The 18,969-nt window shown below is 72.7% G+C and carries 18 protein-coding genes; 8 read left to right on the top strand and 10 right to left on the bottom strand.

Features of this window, described 5'->3' with window-relative positions; all coding sequences use genetic code 11:
- Positions 1–104: 104 nt before the first annotated feature.
- The 4 genes from ACFZBT_RS18445 to ACFZBT_RS18430 all read right to left on the bottom strand — a co-directional run bounded on the left by ACFZBT_RS18445 (position 105) and on the right by ACFZBT_RS18430 (position 3,664).
- A complete protein-coding gene (locus tag ACFZBT_RS18445; RefSeq protein WP_391104480.1) occupies positions 105–434 on the bottom strand; it encodes a rhodanese-like domain-containing protein in 330 nt (109 codons plus the stop codon).
- Between the two features lie 79 nt (positions 435–513).
- Complete coding sequence (locus tag ACFZBT_RS18440) at positions 514–1,383, bottom strand: hypothetical protein (RefSeq protein ID WP_391104443.1); 870 nt, start codon at positions 1,381–1,383, stop codon at positions 514–516.
- Between the two features lie 60 nt (positions 1,384–1,443).
- Positions 1,444–2,847, bottom strand: a complete 1,404-nt coding sequence (locus tag ACFZBT_RS18435; RefSeq protein WP_391104440.1) for a DUF2252 family protein — start codon at positions 2,845–2,847, stop codon at positions 1,444–1,446.
- 154 nt (positions 2,848–3,001) lie between these two features.
- Positions 3,002–3,664: a ScbR family autoregulator-binding transcription factor gene (locus ACFZBT_RS18430; protein WP_391104438.1), complete on the bottom strand. Its 663-nt coding sequence runs from the start codon at positions 3,662–3,664 to the stop codon at positions 3,002–3,004.
- Between the two features lie 172 nt (positions 3,665–3,836).
- Between ACFZBT_RS18430 and ACFZBT_RS18425 the strand changes: the two genes are divergently transcribed.
- Both ACFZBT_RS18425 and ACFZBT_RS18420 read left to right on the top strand, forming a co-directional pair.
- Positions 3,837–4,880: a ScbA/BarX family gamma-butyrolactone biosynthesis protein gene (locus tag ACFZBT_RS18425; protein WP_391104436.1), complete on the top strand. Its 1,044-nt coding sequence runs from the start codon at positions 3,837–3,839 to the stop codon at positions 4,878–4,880.
- Complete coding sequence (locus tag ACFZBT_RS18420; RefSeq protein WP_391104433.1) at positions 4,877–5,800, top strand: NAD-dependent epimerase/dehydratase family protein; 924 nt, start codon at positions 4,877–4,879, stop codon at positions 5,798–5,800. The genes ACFZBT_RS18425 and ACFZBT_RS18420 overlap by 4 nt, the downstream gene beginning before the upstream one ends.
- 8 nt (positions 5,801–5,808) lie before the next feature.
- Here ACFZBT_RS18420 and ACFZBT_RS18415 read toward each other — a convergent pair whose 3' ends face one another.
- The 3 genes from ACFZBT_RS18415 to ACFZBT_RS18405 all read right to left on the bottom strand — a co-directional run bounded on the left by ACFZBT_RS18415 (position 5,809) and on the right by ACFZBT_RS18405 (position 9,163).
- Complete coding sequence (locus tag ACFZBT_RS18415; RefSeq protein ID WP_391104430.1) at positions 5,809–7,062, bottom strand: cytochrome P450; 1,254 nt, start codon at positions 7,060–7,062, stop codon at positions 5,809–5,811.
- Between the two features lie 157 nt (positions 7,063–7,219).
- The gene (locus ACFZBT_RS18410) at positions 7,220–7,879 is read right to left on the bottom strand and encodes a response regulator (RefSeq protein WP_391104477.1); all 660 of its coding nucleotides are present in this window, start codon (positions 7,877–7,879) and stop codon (positions 7,220–7,222) included.
- Positions 7,880–7,891: 12 nt separating this feature from the next.
- A complete protein-coding gene (locus tag ACFZBT_RS18405) occupies positions 7,892–9,163 on the bottom strand; it encodes a sensor domain-containing protein (protein WP_391104427.1) in 1,272 nt (423 codons plus the stop codon).
- Positions 9,164–9,322: 159 nt separating this feature from the next.
- On the opposite strand from ACFZBT_RS18405, the gene ACFZBT_RS18400 reads away from it, so the two are divergent.
- The 5 genes from ACFZBT_RS18400 (at position 9,323) to ACFZBT_RS18380 (ending at position 13,799) form a co-directional block, all read left to right on the top strand.
- Entirely contained in the window at positions 9,323–10,045 is a 723-nt protein-coding gene (locus tag ACFZBT_RS18400) for an ATP-binding cassette domain-containing protein (protein ID WP_391104424.1), read from the top strand.
- 79 nt (positions 10,046–10,124) lie between these two features.
- A complete protein-coding gene (locus tag ACFZBT_RS18395) occupies positions 10,125–12,587 on the top strand; it encodes an FtsX-like permease family protein (RefSeq protein WP_391104421.1) in 2,463 nt (820 codons plus the stop codon).
- 65 nt (positions 12,588–12,652) lie between these two features.
- Complete coding sequence (locus tag ACFZBT_RS18390; protein ID WP_391104418.1) at positions 12,653–13,189, top strand: winged helix-turn-helix transcriptional regulator; 537 nt, start codon at positions 12,653–12,655, stop codon at positions 13,187–13,189.
- A gap of 233 nt (positions 13,190–13,422) precedes the next feature.
- Positions 13,423–13,641 carry a cation transporter gene (locus ACFZBT_RS18385; RefSeq protein ID WP_391104415.1) on the top strand — a complete coding sequence of 73 codons (219 nt, stop codon included), beginning with the start codon at positions 13,423–13,425 and terminating at the stop codon, positions 13,639–13,641.
- Complete coding sequence (locus ACFZBT_RS18380) at positions 13,638–13,799, top strand: hypothetical protein (protein WP_391104413.1); 162 nt, start codon at positions 13,638–13,640, stop codon at positions 13,797–13,799. The genes ACFZBT_RS18385 and ACFZBT_RS18380 overlap by 4 nt, the downstream gene beginning before the upstream one ends.
- Positions 13,800–13,905: 106 nt before the next feature.
- Here the strand turns inward: ACFZBT_RS18380 and ACFZBT_RS18375 are convergent, their stop codons facing one another.
- On the bottom strand, positions 13,906–15,342 hold the full coding sequence (locus tag ACFZBT_RS18375; RefSeq protein WP_391104410.1) for a DHA2 family efflux MFS transporter permease subunit: 1,437 nt from the start codon (positions 15,340–15,342) through the stop codon (positions 13,906–13,908).
- A complete protein-coding gene (locus tag ACFZBT_RS18370; RefSeq protein ID WP_391104407.1) occupies positions 15,339–16,904 on the bottom strand; it encodes a DHA2 family efflux MFS transporter permease subunit in 1,566 nt (521 codons plus the stop codon). The genes ACFZBT_RS18375 and ACFZBT_RS18370 overlap by 4 nt, the downstream gene beginning before the upstream one ends.
- Before the next feature lie 118 nt (positions 16,905–17,022).
- Between ACFZBT_RS18370 and ACFZBT_RS18365 the strand changes: the two genes are divergently transcribed.
- The gene (locus ACFZBT_RS18365; protein ID WP_391104404.1) at positions 17,023–17,670 is read left to right on the top strand and encodes a TetR family transcriptional regulator; all 648 of its coding nucleotides are present in this window, start codon (positions 17,023–17,025) and stop codon (positions 17,668–17,670) included.
- Between the two features lie 33 nt (positions 17,671–17,703).
- On the opposite strand, the gene ACFZBT_RS18360 is transcribed toward ACFZBT_RS18365, so the two are convergent.
- Positions 17,704–18,924 (bottom strand): DUF1015 family protein, encoded by a 1,221-nt coding sequence (locus ACFZBT_RS18360; protein ID WP_391104401.1) that lies wholly within the window; start codon positions 18,922–18,924, stop codon positions 17,704–17,706.
- Positions 18,925–18,969 lie beyond the last annotated feature (45 nt).

Genomic DNA, 18,969 nt, shown 5'->3' with positions numbered 1-18,969 from the left:
CTCCGCCTTGCAGCTGCACGCACCAGGCCCCGCTCACCGGCGTCGAAGAAGTGCTGCCGATTCCCTGCGCCGTGATCCAAACGACAGGCCCTAGACGGGAGGCGCTACAGAACGAATCCCTGCTGCCCGTCCTCCGTCACCACTGGACGGCCCGCCGCCTCCCACACCTGCATGCCGCCGTCGACGTTCACGGCGTCGACGCCCTGCTGGGCCAGGTACATCGTGACCTGGGCGGACCGGCCGCCGGAGCGGCAGATCACATGGACGCGACCGTCCTGCGGGGCGGCCTCGGTCAGCTCGCCGTACCGGGCGACGAACTCACTGATGGGGATGTGCAGCGCCCCTTCGGCGTGACCGGCCTTCCACTCGTCGTCCTCCCGGACGTCCAGCAGGAAGTCGCCGTCCTTGAGGTCCCCGACCTCGACCGTGGGCACACCAGCTCCAAAACTCATGCCTCCGACGCTACCCGACCCGCCCCACGGGCCGGACGGGACGCGGCTCAGCCCCAGCGGCTCAGCCCTCGCCGAGCAGCGTGGCCAGCTCCGTCTCCCGCTCGGTGACCTGGGTGCGCAGCTGCTGCCCGATCTCGTCCAGCAGCCGGTCCGGGTCGTCGGGAGCCAGCTGGAGCATGTGGCCGATGGCGCTCTCCTCCAGCTCCTTGGCGAGCAGGGCGAGCAGTTCCTTGCGCTGGGCGAGCCACTCCAGGCGGTGGTAGAGCTCCTCGGCGCGGCTCGGGCCCCGCTTCAGCTCGGGCCCCCTGGCCCACTCCTCGGCGAGTTCGCGCAGCTCCGCCGCGTCGCCGCGGGCGTAGGCGGCGTTGACCCGGGTGATGAACTCCTCGCGCCGCTCGCGCTCCTTCTCCTCCTGGGCCAGGTCCGGGTGCGCCTTGCGGGCCAGGTCCCGGTAGAGCTTGCGGGCCTCCTCGCTGGGGCGGACCCGCTGCGGGGGCCGGACCGCCTGGTCGGTGAGCATCGCCACGGCCTCCGGGAAGAGGCCGCTGTCGTCCATCCAGCCGTGCAGCAGCTCCTCGACACCGGGGATCGGCGCCAGCCGCGACCGGGCTTCCTCCGCACGCCGCAGGTCGTCGGGGTCGCCGCTGCGGGCGGCCCTGGCCTCCAGGATCCGGGCGTCCAGGTCCTCCAGCCGGGCGTAGAGCGGGCCGAGCTTCTGTTCGTGCAGCCGGGAGAAGTTCTCGACCTCGACGCGGAAGGTCTCCACCGCGATCTCGTACTCGATCAACGCCTGCTCGGCGGCCCGCACGGCCCGCTCGAGCCGCTCCTCGGGCCGGGCCGCGTCACCTTCGGCGCGGGCCGCGTCGCCCTCGGGCGTCACCCGTTCCTCATCGGCGCCGCCACCGCCCTGCTCAGCTTCCGGGGTCGTCACCCGACCAGCCTAGGCCACACCGCGCCCCGGGCGGCCACGCGCCGGAAGCACCTCAAGGGGTCACACCCCCAGCTCCGCGGCGACCTTCCCCGCCCGCACCCCCGCCACCAGCTCCGCGTGGTCCGCCTCGGTCCGGTCCGCGTAAGCCACGGCGAATCCCGCCATCGCCTCGTCCAGTTCCTCGCTCTTGCCGCAGTACCCGGCGACGAGGCGAGGATCGGCGCTGTGGGAGTGGGCCCGGGCCAGGAGCGCGCCGGTCATCCGGCCGTAGTCGTCTACCTCGTCGGCGGCCAGCGCGGCCGGATCGACGCTGCCCTTGCGGTTGCGGAACTGGCGGACCTGGAAGGGGAGGCCGTCGACCGTCGTCCAGCCCAGCAGGCTGTCGCTGACGACCTGCATCCGCTTCTGGCCCAGCACGACCCGCCGGCCCTCGTGCTGGGCCTGGGGCGCCTCGAAACCGGCCGTCGCCAGATGCGGCACCAGCGCCGAGGACCTCGCCTCCTTCACCTGGAGCACCAGCGGCTCGCCCCGGTGGTCCAGGAGCAGCACGACGTAGGACCGGGTGCCGACGCTGCCGGTGCCGACGACGCGGAACGCCACGTCGTGCACCGAGTGCCGGGCGAGGAGCGGAAGGCGGTCCTCCGGCAGGGTGCCGACGTACTCCTCCAGGGAGGCGGCGACCGCCGCGGCCTCCGCGTCCGGGACGCGCCGCAGCACCGGCGGGGCGTCGACGAACCGGCGCCCGCCGCCCGGTGTGGCCTCCGTCGACTTGGCCGCGAAGCGCCCGCTCGTGTTGTGGCGGGCCCTCTCGGAGACCCGCTCCAGGGTGCCGAGCAGGTCATGGGCGTCCGCGTGGGAGACGAGCTCCTCGTCCGCGATGGCGTGCCACGCGTCCAGCACCGGGAGCTTGGCCAGCAGCCGCATGGTGCGGCGGTAGGCGCCCACCGCGTCGAACGCCGCCTTGCGGCACCGGTCCTCGCCCGCTCCGGCCTCCCGGCCCGCGAGCACCAGGGAGGTCGCCAGGCGCTTGAGGTCCCACTCCCAGGGGCCGTGCACCGTTTCGTCGAAGTCGTTCAGATCCATGACGAGGCCGCCGCGCGCGTCGGCGTACAGGCCGAAATTCGCCGCGTGGGCGTCGCCGCAGATCTGGGCCCGGATCCGGGTCATGGGGGTGCGGGCCAGGTCGTGTGCCATCAGGCCGGCCGAGCCGCGCAGGAACGCGAACGGGGTGGCGGCCATGCGGCCGACCCGGATCGGGGTGAGCTCGGGGAGCCTGCCGCGGCCCGACTCCTCGACCGCGCTCACCGCGTCGGGCCGGGACGCGTCCAGGTCGAGGAGGGAGTGCGCACTACGCGGGATCCGCTTGCGCAGGGCCTTGCCCTCGTCCTTCGGCGAACCCTCGGCCGGCCACTCGGCGAAGCCGCGCACCCTCGGAAGCCGACGGTCCGCCCCGTCCCCTGCCATACCCTCGGACCCCACACCAGCCCTGGTCATCCCAACCGCCTCCCCCGCACGCGCACGAACATCAACTCGTGCCGACCGTACATCCGGGCGGCTGAAACGCGTCAGACCCTGTGGACAACTCCCGGGCTGTGGACAACTCCCGGCGGTGGACACCTCACGCGGGAGCGGGCAGCACCCGGCCTTCCGCCACCTCCGCCTCGGCGAGCACCCGCTCCACCCGTCCCACCGAGACATCGATCCGTGCCAGCACCGCGGGCACGCAGATGCTCGGCAGGAAGTGCTCGAACATCACGACGACCCGGCGTTCCAGATCCCGGCGCTGGCAGCGCAGCTGGGACAGCAGCTGCACCCCCGAGAAGCTGCCGACCAGCAGTTCGGCCGTCTCCGCCACGTCGACGTGCTGCAGCAGTTCGCCCTGTTCCTTGGCCTCGGCCAGCCGCTGCACGTTCTGGTCGAACCACATTCCGAAGGCCTGTGCGCGGTCCAGGTCCATGGCGCCCTGGTCGAGGGCGAGCCCCACACTGGCCCGCACCAGCGGCTCGGACCGCAGCCGGCGGGCCAGCACCAGACCGGAGTCGACGAGTTCCTGGAGCTTGCTGGACTGCGGGGGGAGGGTGATCGCGAGCTGCTCCTCGAAAATCCCCACCGCGAGCTCCTCCTTGGAGCCGAAATGGAAGTACAGCGCGCCTTTGGTGACGCCCGCCCGGTCCAGGATCTCTCCGATGGTCGCCGAGGTGTAGCCGCGTTCGTCGAAGACGGCCGCCGCCGCCTCCAGGATGGTCCGCCGGGTGCGGATCGCGCGCTCCTGTCGCGCCATCGGGTGCCTCCTGATCTCCGTCGATCCCTGTGAAGTCACTGTGCAGCGGGGGCGCGAGAGCCTGTCCCAGCGGCTTGGCTCACCCATTGAAAAAAACCGGCTCGTCCGTATGTTAGTCAAACGACAACATCACATACCGACCGCAGTCAGGCAGGCGATCCTGGGGGTTCTCATGCCGCAGACAGGCCCTTTAAGCGCACCCACGGACGATCAGACCGGACGCGAGGCCCGTCCGGCAAACGCAACCGTTGCGGCCGTCGAGAACGCGCCACAAACCGAGCGCGAGCCCCATCCCCACACCACCCCCCGCACCACCGATCGCGCCGTCACCACCACCCTCGCCCACCGCACCAGCGACACCGACGTCTTCCCCGCCCGGTGGCGCCGAATCTCCGACACCCGCTTCCGCTTCACCGCGCACTGGCCGGCCGACCACCCCTTCTTCGGCCCCGTCGACGACCGCCATCAGGACCCGATGATCGTGGGCGAGACCTTGCGGCAGGCCTCGATGGTGCTCGCCCACGCCGAGTACGGCGCCCCGCCCGACACCCACTTCGTCATGTGGGACCTGACGGTCTTCGCCGACCCGTCCGCGCTCCCGCTGTCGGAGGCGGCCGAACCGGTCGACATCGACGTCGTGTGCTCCGAGATACGCCGCCGCGGCCGCACCCTGAGCAGCATGCGGACCACGATGGAGTTCCGCCGCGCGGGACGCTTCGTCGCCCGCGGCACCGGCAGCACCGGCTGCACCTCGCCGCTCGCCTACCGCCGCCTGCGTGAACGGCAGTTGGCGGCCCTGGGGACTCCGGTGCCGCTGCCGGCGGGCATAGCGCCCGCGCTCGCCGGCCGCTCCCGTGCCGAGGACGTCGTCCTCGCCCCCGCCGAGCGCCCCGGGGTCTGGCTGCTGCGCGTGGACACCCGGCACCCGGTCCTCTTCCCTCGCCCCAACGACCATGTGCCGGGCATGGCCCTCTTCGAGGCGGCCCGCCAGGCCGCGACCGCCGTGACAGGTCAGCACCCCTTCCTGCCCCGCGCGATGACGGCCACCTTCGCCCGGTACGCCGAGCTGCACAGCCCCTGCCGGCTGGAGACCGAGGTGCTCGGCACGGACGCGGAGGAGGTGACCGTACGGGTCTGCGGGCGGCAGGACGGCGAGTCCGTCTTCACGGCGACCCTGACCTCCGCACGGCCCTCCCGGGTACCGTCGCCGTCGTGACGGCCGACCTTCTGATCACGGGCGCGAGCGGCTTCGTCGGCGGCCAGGTGGCCGCCGCCGCACACCGGCAACCCGGTGTGCGTGTACGGCGGTTGTCCCGGCGGACACCGACCGGCCCCGCATCCGTCCACGGCGACCTCGGCGACCCGGCCTCCCTGCGCGGCGTCTGCGCGGGCACCGACGTCCTGGTGCACTGCGCCACCCGGATCAGCGGCGACGCCGAGACCCTGGAAGCCGTCAACGACGTGGGCACGAAGGCCCTGGTCGAGGAGGCCGTGCGCTGCGGAGTGGGCCGGATCGTGTACGTGAGCACGGCCGCCGTGTACGGCCGGGGCCCCTTCCGCGGCGTACGCCCCGGGGAGGTGCCGATCGCGCCCGCGTCGGCCACCAGCCGCACCCGGGCCGCCGCCGAACGGCACGTCCTCGACGCGGGCGGCCTGGTGCTGCGGCCGCACCTCATCCACGGCGAGGGCGACCGCTGGGTCGTGCCCGGACTGGTCTGGCTGCTGGGCGAGTTGTCGGCGACCCTGACCGGCTGCCAGGCGCTCCAGTCGATGATCGACGTCACCACCCTGGGCCGTGCGGTGGTGGCGGCGGCCCTGTCCCCGGCGCACGGCGGCGGTGTGCACCACGTCAACCACCCCGAGCCGGTCGCGGTTGCTGACCTGCTCGGCGCCGTGAGCAAGCGGCTGGAGGTGCCCGGCGCCGATGCCTCGGTGGACGTCGCCACCGCCCTGGAACGGGCCGCCGGGACACCGCTCGCCCTCCATCACCTCGGCATGCTCACGGTCGACCACTGGTTCGAGGACGACGCCTTCTGGAAAGACCTCGACTGCCCGCCCGGCGAGGGCTTCCAAGCAGCCTTCACCAGGGCGGCCCCCTGGTACCGCTCGTACCTCGCAGACCGGACGGCTCCCTGACCGACTCCTCACTCCACGGGACGGGGTCCGTGCAGCAGTACGGGCAGTTCCTCGTGCCCCGTCGAGATGATGGAGCGCAGCCGCTTCGGCGGACGGGACGGGTCGGCCAGGGCCAGTCGCGGGAAGCGGTCGAACAGCGACGCCAGGGCCGCCGTCGCCTCGGCCATGGCCAGCGGACGGCCCAGGCAGTGGTGCACGCCGTGGCCGAAGGAGACATGGTCGCGGCTGGTGGCGCGGGTGAGGTCGAACCGCTCGGCGTCCGGGCCGTGCCGCTCGGGATCGCGTCCGGCGCCGGCGAAGGACACCACGAGCGGATCGCCCTTCGGGATCGTCAGCCCCGGCTCGATCTCGATGTCCTCGACGGCGTACCGCAGGCCCGACATGGCACCCGGCGCCTCGAGGCGCAGCGACTCCTCCAGGGCGTCCTCCCAGGTCGCGCGGCCGGAGCGGACCAGTTCGAGCTGGTCGGGGTGGGCGAGCAGGCTGTGCACGGTGTTGTCGATGAGGTTGACGGTCGTCTCGAAACCCGCGGTGAGCAGCAGGATCAGGTTGTCCATCAACTCCTGCTCGCTGAGGCTGCCTTCGTCACGGGCGGCGATGAGAGCCGTCGTCAGGTCGTCGGCCGGGTGCTCGCGCTTGTCCTGGAGGAACGCGGTGAGCGTGCCGTACAGCTCGACCCCGTTCGCCTGGGCGTCCTCCAGGGAGATCGCCGTGTCGAAGAAGCGGCCGATGATGCGGTACAGGGCCGCGCGCGGGCCGTCCTCGCCGGGCGGTACGCCGAAGAGTTCGCACACCACCTCGTGCGGCACCGACGCCGCGAACGACGCCCGCAGGTCGACGACTTCGCCCTCCGGTATCCGCTCCAGGTCGTCCAGGGCCCGGTCGACGATCTCCTGGACGCGCGGGAGGAGCGCGTCGACGCGCCGCTTGGTGAAGGCGGCGGCCATCGGCTTGCGCAGCCGGGTGTGGTCGGTGCCGTAGGCGGTGACCATGTTGCGCACCGAGACCCAGATCGCGAGGGGCCAGGTGCTGGAGATGTCCCCGTTGATCCAGGCCGGCCAGTGCCGGAAGGCGTCCTTGCTCGTCTCGGGCCCGGTCAGGAGCCGCTTGTTCAGCTCCAGACCGTTGATCCACCACGCCCGTACACCGCCGGGGAGTTCCACTTCCACGGCCGGTCCTTGGGTCCGGATCCGGGCTATCTCTCCGTAGAGGTCCTGGCCTGACGGGTCGATCGTCAGGAAGGGACAGGCCTGCTGTGCCATGACACTTCGCTCCTTGGTCCAGAGGCTGGGGAACCATGGTGCGATCCGGCCACCGAAAAAACTTGCCATCCGGTTTGTTTTGGCCACTGCTTCACAGAGTGTCGGCCAGGGGAGGACCGGTCTCGGTATCCCTACGCCCGATCCCTACGCGCGATCTTCACGCCCGCAGATACGCCAGCACCGCCAGCACCCGGCGGTGGGTCTCGTCCGCGGGCGGCAGGTCGAGCTTCATGAGGATGCCGGAGATGTGCTTGCCCACGGCCGCTTCGGAGACGACCAGTTCGCGGGCGATCGCGCCGTTGGACCGGCCCTGCGCGATCAGCGCCAGCACCTCGCGCTCACGCGGGGTGAGCCGCTCCAGCGGGTCGCGGCGGCGGCGCAGCAACTGCCGTACGACCTCGGGGTCGACGACCGTGCCGCCGTCGGCCACCTCGCCGAGGGCCTCGACGAACTCCTCGACCTGGCCGACGCGGTCCTTCAGCAGGTAGCCGACGCCGGTGCCGTCGCCGGAGTCCAGCAGCTCGGCGGCGTACCGGCGCTGCACGTACTGGCTGAGGACCAGGACGGGCAGCGTGGGCCGCTCCCGGCGCAGCCGCACGGCCGCGTGCAGGCCCTCGTCCTGGAACCCGGGCGGCATCCGTACGTCCGTCACGACCACGTCGGGCGCGTGCTCCCCGACCGCCGCGACCAGCGCCTCGGCGTCCCCCACGGCGGCGACGACCTCGTGCCCGCAGCGGCCGAGCAGCCCGACCAGCCCGTCCCGCAGCAGCACGCTGTCCTCGGCCAGGACGACCCTCAGCGGCCGTTCGACTCGCAGCGTCACGGCCGGTCAACTCGCAGGCTCACAGGGGATCTCCACACGCAGCAGGGTCGGTCCGCCGGGCGGGCTGGACAGGGAGAGTCTGCCATCGAGCACCGACACCCGGTCGGCGAGTCCGGTCAGTCCGCTGCCCGCACCGGCCCGCGCACCCCCGCACCCGTCGTCGCGGACCAGCAGGAACAGCCGGCCGTCGCGGTGCCCGCCGCTCACCCGCGCCCGGCTCGCCCCGCTGTGCCGGCCCACGTTGGCGAGCGCCTCGCACACCACGAAGTACGCGGCGGCCTCGACGGCCTGCGAGAGCCGCCCGGGCAGCTCGAGGTCGACGTCCACGGGCACGGCCGAGCGGTCGGCGGCGTCGGCGACCGCGGCCTCGAGACCGTAGTCGGCGAGGACCTTGGGGTGGATGCCGTGGATGAGCTCGCGCAGTTCCGCGAGGGCCGTGCCCGCCTCCTCGTGGGCCTTGGCGAGCTGGTCGGCCAGCGGGCCGGGCGGCGCGTCGAGACGGGCCAGGCCGAGCGTCATCGTCAGGGCGACGAGCCGCTGCTGCGCCCCGTCGTGCAGGTCGCGCTCGATCCGCCGCCGCTCCGCCTCGAAGGCGTCCACCAACCGCACCCGGGACCGGGCCAGTTCGACCACCCTGGCCCCCAGGTCCGCCTCGCGCGGCGCGATCAGCAGCCGCGTCAGCCCGGCCCGGGCCCCGGCCACCACACCCAGCAGATAGGCGCCCAGGACGAGCAGCACCAGCCCGAGGAGGGCGAACCCGAAGGCGGCCGGCCAGGTGGTGACGAGCCACACCTTGAGCACCTTCGCCTCACCGAAGGCGGCCAGGAGCACCGGCGTGGCGACCACGGACAACGGGCACACCACGCCCACCGCGAGCGCGAGGGCGTCGACCGGCCACAACAGCCCCGCGAACAGCAGGGCGTGGCCGAACTCCCGCCAGGTGGCCCGCTCCCGCAGCCGGGTCGTCAGCCAGGCCCGCAGGCCCGGGTCGCCGGGCGGCTCGTGCGGATCGGGCGCGGGCTCCGGGTCGACCAGCCGCAGCCGCAGCCGCTCCAGCGCCGCCACCGGGATACCCGCCAGGACCGTGCACAGCAGCAGCGGCAGCCCCACCAGCGCCAGTGCGAGCACCCCGCCCGCGACCGCCGACAGCACGATGCCCACGAGTACGACGACTCCGGTCACCGTGCCGCTGAGCAGATACCCGGCCGACCGCCAGGGCCACGCCGACAGCGCGTAGCCGGGGCGGGACAGGGCCTGCCATACGTTCCGAGGGTGCATGGGGATCACCGTAGAAGCCGGCCGGGTGCCAGGCCATGGGCTCAGGCGGAGGCCCGGGGGTATGCCTGGCCCTACCCCAGGTCTAGGTCCCGCCGCACTGTGCCGGCCGGCCTCCACGCGATGTCCTTGGAGCCCGGTCAATCGACGTGAGGCAGGCACATGAACGCCATCCAGCTGGACTCGGTCACCAGGACGTACGGAGCCGTCACCGCACTCGACGGGGTGTCGCTGTCGTTCCCCGCCGGGACCTTCACCGCCGTCATGGGCCCCTCCGGCTCCGGCAAGTCCACCCTGCTCCAGTGCGCCGCGGGCCTGGACCGGCCCACCTCCGGCTCGGTCACCGTCGGCGGCACGGAACTGACCGGCCTGAGCGAGCGGCGGCTGACCCTGCTGCGCCGCGAGCGCGTCGGGTTCGTCTTCCAGGCGTTCAACCTGCTGCCCTCGCTGACCGCCGAGCAGAACGTGGCCCTGCCGCTGCGCCTGGCCGGCCGCCGCGTCCCGAAGACCCGGGTGCGTCAGGCGCTCCAGCGGGTCGGCCTGGCCGACCGGGCCCGGCACCGGCCGTCCCAGCTCTCCGGCGGCCAGCAGCAACGCGTCGCCCTGGCCCGGGCGTTGATCACCCGCCCCGAGGTGCTGTTCGCCGACGAGCCGACCGGTGCGCTGGACACCCGCACCGGCCGCGCGGTGCTCGGTCTGCTGCGCGACATGGTCGACCACGAGGGCCAGACGATCGTCATGGTCACCCACGACCCGGTCGCCGCCGCGCACGCCGACCGCGTGCTCTTCCTCGTCGACGGCCGCGTCCACGGCGAGCTGACCGGCCCGGACGCCGAGACCGTCGCCGCGCGCATGACCCGCCTGGAGGCCGTGCCGTGCGCGTGACCCGCCTGAAGACCATCGCCCCGCGCACGCCATGTCCGAAGACCCCCACCGCCCGCACACCCCGCCCGGAGGCCCTCCCGTGCTGAGCATCGCCCTGCGCACCCTGCGAACCCGCTGGGCCTCCTTCACCGGCAGCTTCGTCGCGCTCTCCCTGGGCGTGGCCCTGCTCACCGTGACGGGCCTGGCCCTGGCCTCCTCCGCCACCGCCCCGCAGCGGAGCCCCGAGCGTTTCGCCGCCGCCCCGGTCGTCGTCAAGGGCCAGGACACCCTGCGCGTACCGACCCCGATCGGCGACCGCACGTCCCGGCTCGCCCACCCGCGCCCGGTACCCGCCGCGGCGATCGAGGAGTTGCGCGAACTGGGGCCCGTCGTCGCGGACCGCTCCTTCCCCGTACGCGCCGCGGACACCCCCACCGGCCTGGTCGGCCACCCCTGGTCCACCGCCGCGTTCGCCCCCTACGACCTCGCCACCGGCCGAGCGCCCCGCACCGCCGACGAGGCGGCCGTCACCGGCAACTGGGCCCACCTCGGCCGGCAACTGCGCACAGACCGGGGCACCGTGCGCGTCGTCGGCACCCTGACCTCCCGCGGCTTCGAGAACGCCGTGTTCTTCACCGACGCCCGCGCCGCCGAACTGTCCCCTCCCGTGCACCAGTTGGCGGTCACGGCGGATCCGGCGGCCGTACGAGAGGCCGTACGGAAGACCGCGGGAGACAGCGCCCAGGTCCTCACCGGGAACGCACGCCGCCTCGCCGACGCCGACCCCGGCCGGGACGGCGAGGCGCTCACCGCGATGAACTCCCTGTTCGGCACCGCCGGCGGCGTCACCGCCTTCGTGTCGGTGTTCGTCGTGGCGTCGACCTTCGCCTTCGCCGTCGCCCAGCGGCGCCGGGAGTTCGCCCTGCTGCGCACCGCCGGAGCGACCCCGGGCCAGATCCGCCGGAGCGTCCTCACCGAGGCCCTCGCCGTCGGCGTCCTCGCCTCGGCCGCCGGCTGCGCCCTCGGCTCCTACGGGGCACCGCTGCTGGCCGGCCGGGTGGCCGCCGAGGGCCTCGCCCCGGCCTGGTTCACCATCGGCGACCACACCTGGCCCTACCACGCGGCCTTCTGGACCGGCCTGCTCGTGGCCCTCGGCGGAGCGACCGCGGCCTCCTGGCGGGCCGGCCGCACCGCCCCCACCGAGGCACTGCGCCAGGCCTCGGCCGACGGCAGCACACTGACGCCCGGCCGCCTGCTGTGCGGCACGGCCCTCCTCCTGACGGCCGCCGTGACACTGGCCCTCGCCCTGACCGGCGCCCCGGGCGACCTCCTCCAGCGCAAGACGTACATCAGCCGCCCGATGCTGCTGATCACCGCGACCGCCCTGCTCGCACCGCTCGTTCTGCGCCCCCTGACCCGGCTGCTGACTTGGCTGCCCGCCCTCCTGCCCGGTGCCGGCGGCCTGCTGGTCCGCGAGAACACCGCCGCCGGGGTACGCCGCACCGCCGCGCTCGCGGCCCCCGTCCTGGTCACGGTCGCCCTCGCGGGTTCCCTGCTCGGCGCCACCGCGACCCTCAACGCCGCGAAGTCCACCGAGGCGGGTGACCGCACCACCGCCGCCTTCGTCGTCACCCCGGCGGCCGGAACGGCCTTCGACGCCGCGACCCTCCGCAGGCTGCGGGCGGTACCGGGAGCCGAGGTGTCACCCACGTCCACGACGGCCGTGCACGTCCTGGAGGACGGCGTGGCCCTCGTCCGCTCCGAGGCCCGAGCCGCGGCCCCAGGCCCCCTCGCGGCAACCACCCACCTGCCGCTCGCGGCCGGAAAGCCGTCCGCCCTCGACGACGACTCGATCATCGTCAACGAGGAGTGGCAGCGGCACCGGGTCGGCGAGCGGGTCCGGGTGTGGCTCGGCGACGGCACACCGCGCACCCTTCGGATCGCCGCGGTGATGACCACCGGCACCGGCGACAACGGCGTCTACGTCACCCCCCGCAACGCCCCGGGCGCCACACCCGACCGGGTCGACGTGGCCCTGGCCGACGGCGCGCACCCGGGCGCCGTCGCCACCGCCCTGCACCAGGCGCTCGGCACCGGGAACGGGCAGGTCCTCACCCGGCAGGAATGGCTCCATGCCACCGCCCCCGGCACCAACCGCACCACCCGCCTCGGCCTCCTGCTCGTCCTCGGCATCGCCCTGCTCTACACGGGCATCTCCGTGGCCAACACCACGGTCATGGCCACCTCCGACCGGATCCGCGACCTGGCCGTGCTGCGGCTGACCGGCGCCACCCGGTGGCAGGTCCTGCGCCTGACGGCCGCCGAGTCCCTGACGGTCGTCGCCGCCGGCACGCTCCTCGGCCTCCTGGCCGCGGCCCTCAACCTGGCCGGCATGTGGAGCGCCCTCGCACTGCTCTCGGTCCGGCCCGCCCTCACCCTCCCGTGGCAGGCCCTGGGCACGACAGCGGCCGCCTGCGCGCTCCTGGCCGTCGTCTCCGCGACGCTCCCCGCGGCACTCGCCCTGCGCCGCCGCCCCGTGGAACTGGCCGGCGTACGCGAATGAAGCCCCCCGAGGAGAGGTGGATCTCATCATGAGACCAACACGGATGAGCCCCATAGGCTGGAGCCATGCGACGGACCTCGTTCGACACCTGGCCCTGCTCCATCGCCCGCACCGCCGACATCCTGGGCGACGCCTGGACCCTGCTGGTGCTGCGCGAGGTCTTCTACGGCGAGTCCCGCTTCGACGGCTTCATCGGCACGCTCGGCATCGCCCGTAACACCCTCACCGACCGGCTGCGCCGCCTGGAGTCCGAGGGCCTCCTGGAACGCCGCGCCTACCAGACCGACCCGGTGCGCCACGAGTACCTGCTGACGGACAAGGGCCGCGACTTCTTCGGCGTCCTCGCGGCGATCAACGCCTGGGGCGACCGCTGGCTGGCCGGCGACGAGGGCCCCCCGGTGGTCCTGCACCACACGCCCTGCGACCACGACACCCGGGCCCGGGTCGTCTGCTCCTCCTGCGCCGAGCCCCTGCACCCCCGGCACCTCACCGCCCGCACCGGCCCCGGCTACCCACCCCGCCTCCTGAACGACCCCGCCGTACGGGAACGCTTCGCCCCGGGACGGACACTGGGGGAGACCGGATCCGGGACTTCGCCCTGACCGGCCCGGCTCACAGCGACCACCCAGCACCCGTGAGACAGTCCACGCACGAGGCCCACCGTGGGCCTGACCAGGCTGTGTGATGCCTCACAGGGATCGCGGAAACGAAAAACGGGCCCCTGCCGTGACTTCCGTCACCGGCAGGGGCCCGTTTCATCGGTTCTCACTGCGGGCCAGAAGCCTGATTACCCCCTGGGGGTATCATGAAGTCCTCATGGGAAGGGAGCAAGCACATGGTTCAGAAGGTGTACGACGTCAAGGGCATGACGTGCGATCACTGCGTCCAGGCCGTCAGCTCCGAACTCAACGGCCTTCCCGGCGTTGAAAACGTCCAGGTGGATCTGCCGTCGGCAAAGGTCACGGTGACCAGCGAGCAGCCGCTGGATGCCGCCGCCGTCGCGGCCGCGGTCGACGAGGCCGGCTACGAGCTCGCCGGCGGTGAAGGCCAGTGAACCGGCGGGCGGATCTGCTGCGCCGGGCCATCGGTCACCCCGTCGTCAGGCTCACCGCCGCGGCACTTCTCCAGGCCGCGGCTTCCCGCATCACGGACCCCGGAGCAGCACGGGCCCTCAAGACGTGCGCGTGCGGCGGCACCGCCCGCATGCTCTGAGCCAAGGGGCCGCGGCCGGGAGTTGTCCCACGGCTGAGCTGTGACGACTTCCGGCACACGGCCGACCATCCAGGGCTGGTTGTTCTCGGGCTGCCACCTGCCCTGGTCAGTGCACGTGCGGCCCGCCCGTCGACTGCGGTTTGCCGCGCGGCACGAGGCCCAGGGCCACGATGGCGCTGGCGGCGGCTGCCACGGCACACACGGTGAACGCGTCCCCGAAGCCGGCTGTCGATCCTCGCTCGAAGCCGGAGGCAGCGACGGTGGAGACCACGGCGACGCCGATCGAACCACCCACCTCATGGAAGGTGTTGACGACTCCGGAGGCGAGCCCCGCCTCGTGGTGTTCCACCATGGCCAGGGCAGTCGTGGTCGCGGTGACGAATACGGCACCGAGGCCGAGGGAGGCGATCACGAAGCCCGGCATGAGCCCGGCGTACACGCTGCCGCTCTCCGACAGCCGGGTCAGCGGGATGGTTCCGGCGGCCGCGACGGCCATGCCCGCGACGGCCGTCGGGCGGCTGCCGATCCGGCCGACGAGCCGGGAGCCGAGGTGGGCGCCGATGCCCGTGGCCACGGCGACGGGCAGGAACAGGAAACCGGTGCGCAGCGGGCTGAAGCCTCGGATGTGCTGAAGATAGACGGATCCGAGGAAGAAGAAGGCGATCAGCAGGGCCGTAGCGATGAGCATCAGGAAGGCTCCGGCGAGCACGGGTCGCCTGGTGAACATCCTCAGGTCCGTCAGCGGGGCCCGGCTGGCCCGTTCCACCGCCGCGAAGGCCGCGTAGGCGACCACCGCGCCGGCCAGCGGCACGAGGGTTGCGGCGTCCGCCCAGCCCGCGCCGCCCGCCTTGACCAGGCCGTAGATCAGGGCGGCGGTGCCCGCGGTGACGAGCAGCGCGCCGGGGATGTCGAGGCCTGCGGGCCGTGGAGCACGGGCCGGTACGAGGGCGGGAAGGGCGACCAGCAGGAGGAGCCCCACGGGCACGTTGATGTAGAAGACCCACGGCCAGCCCGGTCCGTCGGTCAGGGCACCTCCCAGGAGCACACCGGCCGCGGAGCCGGTGCCGCCGATGGCCGCCCAGACGCCGAGCGTCTTGTTGCGTTCGGTGCCGTGGAAGGTCGTGGTGACGATGGACAGCGCGGCCGGGGACAGCAGGGCCGCGCCGACGCCCTGGCCGATTCGGCCGCCGATCAGCATGGGTGCGTTCTGGGCAAGACCCGTGACCAACGAAGCGGTGGTGAAGAGCGCCAGACCGGCAAGCAGGGTTCGGCGGGCGCCGAGGGCGTCGGCGAGGCGTCCGCCGAGCAGCATCAGACCGCCGAAGCAGAGGGTGTAGGCGGTGACCACCCAGGTCAGCGTCTCGCGGCCGAGGCCGAGGTCGGCCGCCATGTCGGGCAGGGCGACGTTCACGACGGTGACGTCGAGGATCAGCATGAACTGGGCGAGGCAGATCAGCGCGAGGGCTGCCCAGCGGCGCGGGTCGGCGTGCGGGTGAGGGGCGTGATCGGCCGTGTGCGGCGCACCGGCTGGGGAGTGGGTCATGACGAGTCCTTCTGGGGCGGGATTCCGGTGGCGTCCGCGTCGCGGGACGGCGCGAGGACAAAGGCGAGGAGTACGCCGGCCGCTGTGACACCGGCCCCGGCGAACATGGCCGGTCCCATGCCGTCGACGAAGGCACGGCGGGCGGCTTCGGCGAAGGAGGCTCCGGCCTCACCAGGGATTCGCCCGGCGAGGGCGAGCGCGGTGCCCAAGGACTCCTTGGCCGACTCGAGCAGGCTCTGTGGAACAGGGGCAGTGAGAGTGTCGATGCCTTCGCGGTAGCGGTCGGACAACAGGCTGCCCATGACCGCGACCCCCGTTGCGGCGCCGAGTTGGATGGCGGCGCTGTTGGTGGCAGAGCCCACGCCGAGGTCCTTCTCGGGCAGGGAGCCGACAATGGCATCGCTGGTCACGGTGATGACGAACCCGGCGCCCGCACCCAGCAGCAGCATCGAGACGAGAGCCCGGCCGTAGCCGTCCGCCGGCCCGGTGGTGGCGAGAACCGCGGCGGACCCGGACAGCAGGGCGAGTCCGGTGGCCGACACCATGCGCATGCCGAGGCGCGGTGCGAGGACGCCCGACAGGGGCCCCGCGACCAGCAGCGCGAGCGCGGCGGGACCGAGCCGCACACCGGTCTGCCCGGGGCTGTGTCCGAGCACGAACTGGAAGTGCTGTACGGCCACGAACAAGGTGCCGATCAGCGCGAACGCTCCCAGCAGGACGAGCAGGTCACCGGATGCGAGCGCACGGTGCCGGAAGATCCGCAGCGGCAGCATCGGGGAGACAGCACGGCGTTGCCATGCGACGAAGGCGGTGAGCAGCAGGACACCCGCCGCGAAGGCGGTCAGTACGGCGGGACTCCTCCAGCCGCGGTCGGGCCCTTCGATGACCGCCCACAGCACGCTCGCCACGGCGACGACCGAGAGCAGGGCGCCGGCCGGGTCCAGGCGGCCGCTCTCGGGGGCGCGTGAGTCGGGCACCAGCAGGGCCGCGGCGATCAGGCCCGCTATGCCTATGGGGAGGTTGACCAGGAAGACCGATCCCCACCAGTAATGGCTCAGCAGCCAGCCGCCCACCATCGGCCCGATCACCGTCCCGACCCCGACCGCCGCCGACCAGATGCCGATCGCCTTGGTGCGTTCCGCACCGCGCGGGAAGACACTGCCGATGACGGCGAGCGTGGCCGGCATGATCAGTGCCTCGCCGACGCCCATGGCTCCGCGCGCGAGGATCAGCGCGGTGACGGATCCGGCGTAAGCGGCGACCACGGACGCCGCCGTGAACAGCGCCAGGCCGGACATGAAGATCCACTTGCGCCCCAGCCGGTCCGCCAGGCTGCCGCAGAACAGCACCAAGCTGCCGGACATCAGCGCGTAGCTGTCGACGATCCACTGCAACTGGCTGGTGGAGGCACCGAGTTCGCCGACGAGCGTGGGCAGAGCGACGTTCAGCACGGTGGTGTCGAGCCCGACGACCAGCAGGCTGACGCTCACCACGGCGAGGGTGAGCCATCGCCGGACCGGCGGGTCCACGGTCCGCGGCGAGGCGGCTACCGGTTGAGTCACGGAAGGCACGACGTCCCCTTTCTCATGCACAGTCCTGCTCGACCGCGCCGAACTGAACCATACTGTTCAGTTCAGATGAACTCAACCGTACAGTTCAGATGGTGCTAAGGTCGAGGTCATGAGCGTGGACAGCGTCAAACAGCCGCCGAGCGGTCCCCGCGCGGAGCTCAAGCGGCAGGCCATCGTGCGGGCCGCTCGCGAGTTGTTCCTGCGGGATGGCTTCGGCGTGGGAATGGACGCCATCGCTGCCGAGGCAGGCGTGTCGAAAGTGACCGTCTACAACCACTTCGGCAGCAAGGAAGCCCTGTTCACGGCCGTCATCACGAGCGCACTCGACGAGCCGCTCGCCGGGGATTCCTCGGCCGCGCTGGAAGGCCTGTCCGAGGCCGCGGACCTACGGGCCGCCCTCGTCGAGGCGGCCCGCACCTGGGTCCACGCGGTTCGCACCAACCACGAGGTCACCGCCCTGCGCAACCTCGTCGCCGCCGAACTCCACCGCTTCCCCGAGCTGGGTGAGGCCTGGCGACACCGCGGCACGGAAAGCCACCACCCAGCCGTCGCAGGCGCTTTGCGCGCCCTCACCGAGCAGAGCCGCCTGGAGATCCCGGACCTGCAGGTGGCGATCATCCAGTTCTACGGGCTGCTGGTCTTCCCCCACATGGTGTTCAGCTCCTACGGCACGCACATCGACGAGGACCTGACGGACCGCCTCATCACCAGCGGCGTCGACATGTTCCTGGGCAACTACGGCCCGCGGGAGACGTAGCGGCCCTTCCGTGTCCTGGGCACGGGAGCGGCGCTACGACAGTCCCAGCACCCGCATGGCCAGACCGGCCGCCGGCTTGGGACCGAACGAAGTGGACTTCCGGGGCAACAGCACTCCGGCACCGGCCAGCTCCCACACGGTGCTCTCGCTGATCACGGGCAGCAGGAGCGCGCTGCCGCTGCCGGGTGCGGACACGGCCTCAGTGGCCTGGCGGATGTCGTGAAGATGCATCACAGCTCCGGGCAGGTCGGGTACGGACCAGGCATGGCGCAGCAGCAAGTGATCGCTGACGGCCGCGGGCAGCTGCGCCCACTGGCTGGGATGGCCGGAAAGGGCGTCGTGCAGGGCGCCGGAGTCGGGTTCTGTGATGATCCACGCCTGTCCTCCACCGACCAGGATGAGTTCGCCGGGCCCGGGCGGACGCGGTCCTGCTGGTAGTGGCAGCACCCGGGCCACTTCGGCAGCGGCGCGTGCTGCCTTCTCCGGTTCCAGTGCCGGCAGCACTCGGTGGATGGCGGAGAGCCGCAGGGGGTACCTATCGGCGTCGACCAGCAGGGCGAGACTGTGGCGCCACGGGCCTGCCGCGTCTGCGCTCAGGTCGAGACAGGCGGCGTGCCGGTGGTGACCGTCGGCGACAAGAGCCTGACCGGCGGACAGGCCACTGCCGACGAGCGCGAGTTCCCCCACGTCGTCGCAGGCCCACAAGCTGTGGGTGACGTCCCCGATCCGGGCCACGGTGACCGGCGCGCGACGAGTGACGCGTTCGGTGACCTGCGCAGTTGTGGACTCTGTGCACCGGTGGGCCAGCAGCAGCGGCTCCAGCTGGGCGCGCAGGCCCGAAATGTGGGCAGCCCGTTGCCGAACCACATGGGCCGAGACGTCTTCATGCGGCAGTAGCTGACCTGCCTGGCGCGGCAGCAACAGCTCACCTATGAGGCCGCGCTGAAGAATCCGGGCACCACGCTGTTGCTGGTAGACGTACAGGGCGGGTCGCTCGTCCCGGCGGAGCAGGCCGCGTCGAAGCCAGCGCCCCAGTTCACGGGCGGCGCCCTGTGGTGCGTCGGCGTACAGCAGTCGGGCCACGTGGTGAGGGTGGCGCCGGAGCTCGCGGGCCCGGGCGGGGTCGAGGTCGTCGCAGGGCGGAGCGAGAAGATCGGAAGGGTCGCCGACTCGGTCCGGGTCGTAGCGCACCGCCCGGAACGGTCGGAGCTGCAAGGGCGTCGGCTGGGGAAAGGGCGCGGCAAGGGCGGGCATCGAAGACTCCTGGGTGACGGCAGGGCCCAGCAGGGGTGGGGCACC

Origin of the sequence: Streptomyces sp. NPDC008137, from assembly GCF_042957035.1 — a bacterium.
Lineage (GTDB): Bacteria > Actinomycetota > Actinomycetes > Streptomycetales > Streptomycetaceae > Streptomyces.
The sequence above is the reverse complement of the archived record's forward strand: the minus strand, read 5'-3'. Positions and strand labels throughout refer to the sequence as shown.

Bases quoted from the DNA above. Each gene is read 5' to 3' on its own strand.
- ACFZBT_RS18375 (WP_391104410.1), bottom strand. From the start codon at position 15,342: ATGACCCACTCCCCAGCCGGTGCGCCGCACACGGCCGATCACGCCCCT.
- ACFZBT_RS18400 (WP_391104424.1), top strand. From the start codon at position 9,323: ATGAACGCCATCCAGCTGGACTCGGTCACCAGGACGTACGGAGCCGTC.
- ACFZBT_RS18425 (WP_391104436.1), top strand. From the start codon at position 3,837: ATGCCGCAGACAGGCCCTTTAAGCGCACCCACGGACGATCAGACCGGA.
- ACFZBT_RS18360 (WP_391104401.1), bottom strand. From the start codon at position 18,924: ATGCCCGCCCTTGCCGCGCCCTTTCCCCAGCCGACGCCCTTGCAGCTC.
- ACFZBT_RS18415 (WP_391104430.1), bottom strand. From the start codon at position 7,062: ATGGCACAGCAGGCCTGTCCCTTCCTGACGATCGACCCGTCAGGCCAG.
- ACFZBT_RS18430 (WP_391104438.1), bottom strand. From the start codon at position 3,664: ATGGCGCGACAGGAGCGCGCGATCCGCACCCGGCGGACCATCCTGGAG.
- ACFZBT_RS18435 (WP_391104440.1), bottom strand. From the start codon at position 2,847: ATGGCAGGGGACGGGGCGGACCGTCGGCTTCCGAGGGTGCGCGGCTTC.
- ACFZBT_RS18390 (WP_391104418.1), top strand. From the start codon at position 12,653: ATGCGACGGACCTCGTTCGACACCTGGCCCTGCTCCATCGCCCGCACC.
- ACFZBT_RS18405 (WP_391104427.1), bottom strand. From the start codon at position 9,163: ATGCACCCTCGGAACGTATGGCAGGCCCTGTCCCGCCCCGGCTACGCG.
- ACFZBT_RS18365 (WP_391104404.1), top strand. From the start codon at position 17,023: ATGAGCGTGGACAGCGTCAAACAGCCGCCGAGCGGTCCCCGCGCGGAG.
- ACFZBT_RS18385 (WP_391104415.1), top strand. From the start codon at position 13,423: ATGGTTCAGAAGGTGTACGACGTCAAGGGCATGACGTGCGATCACTGC.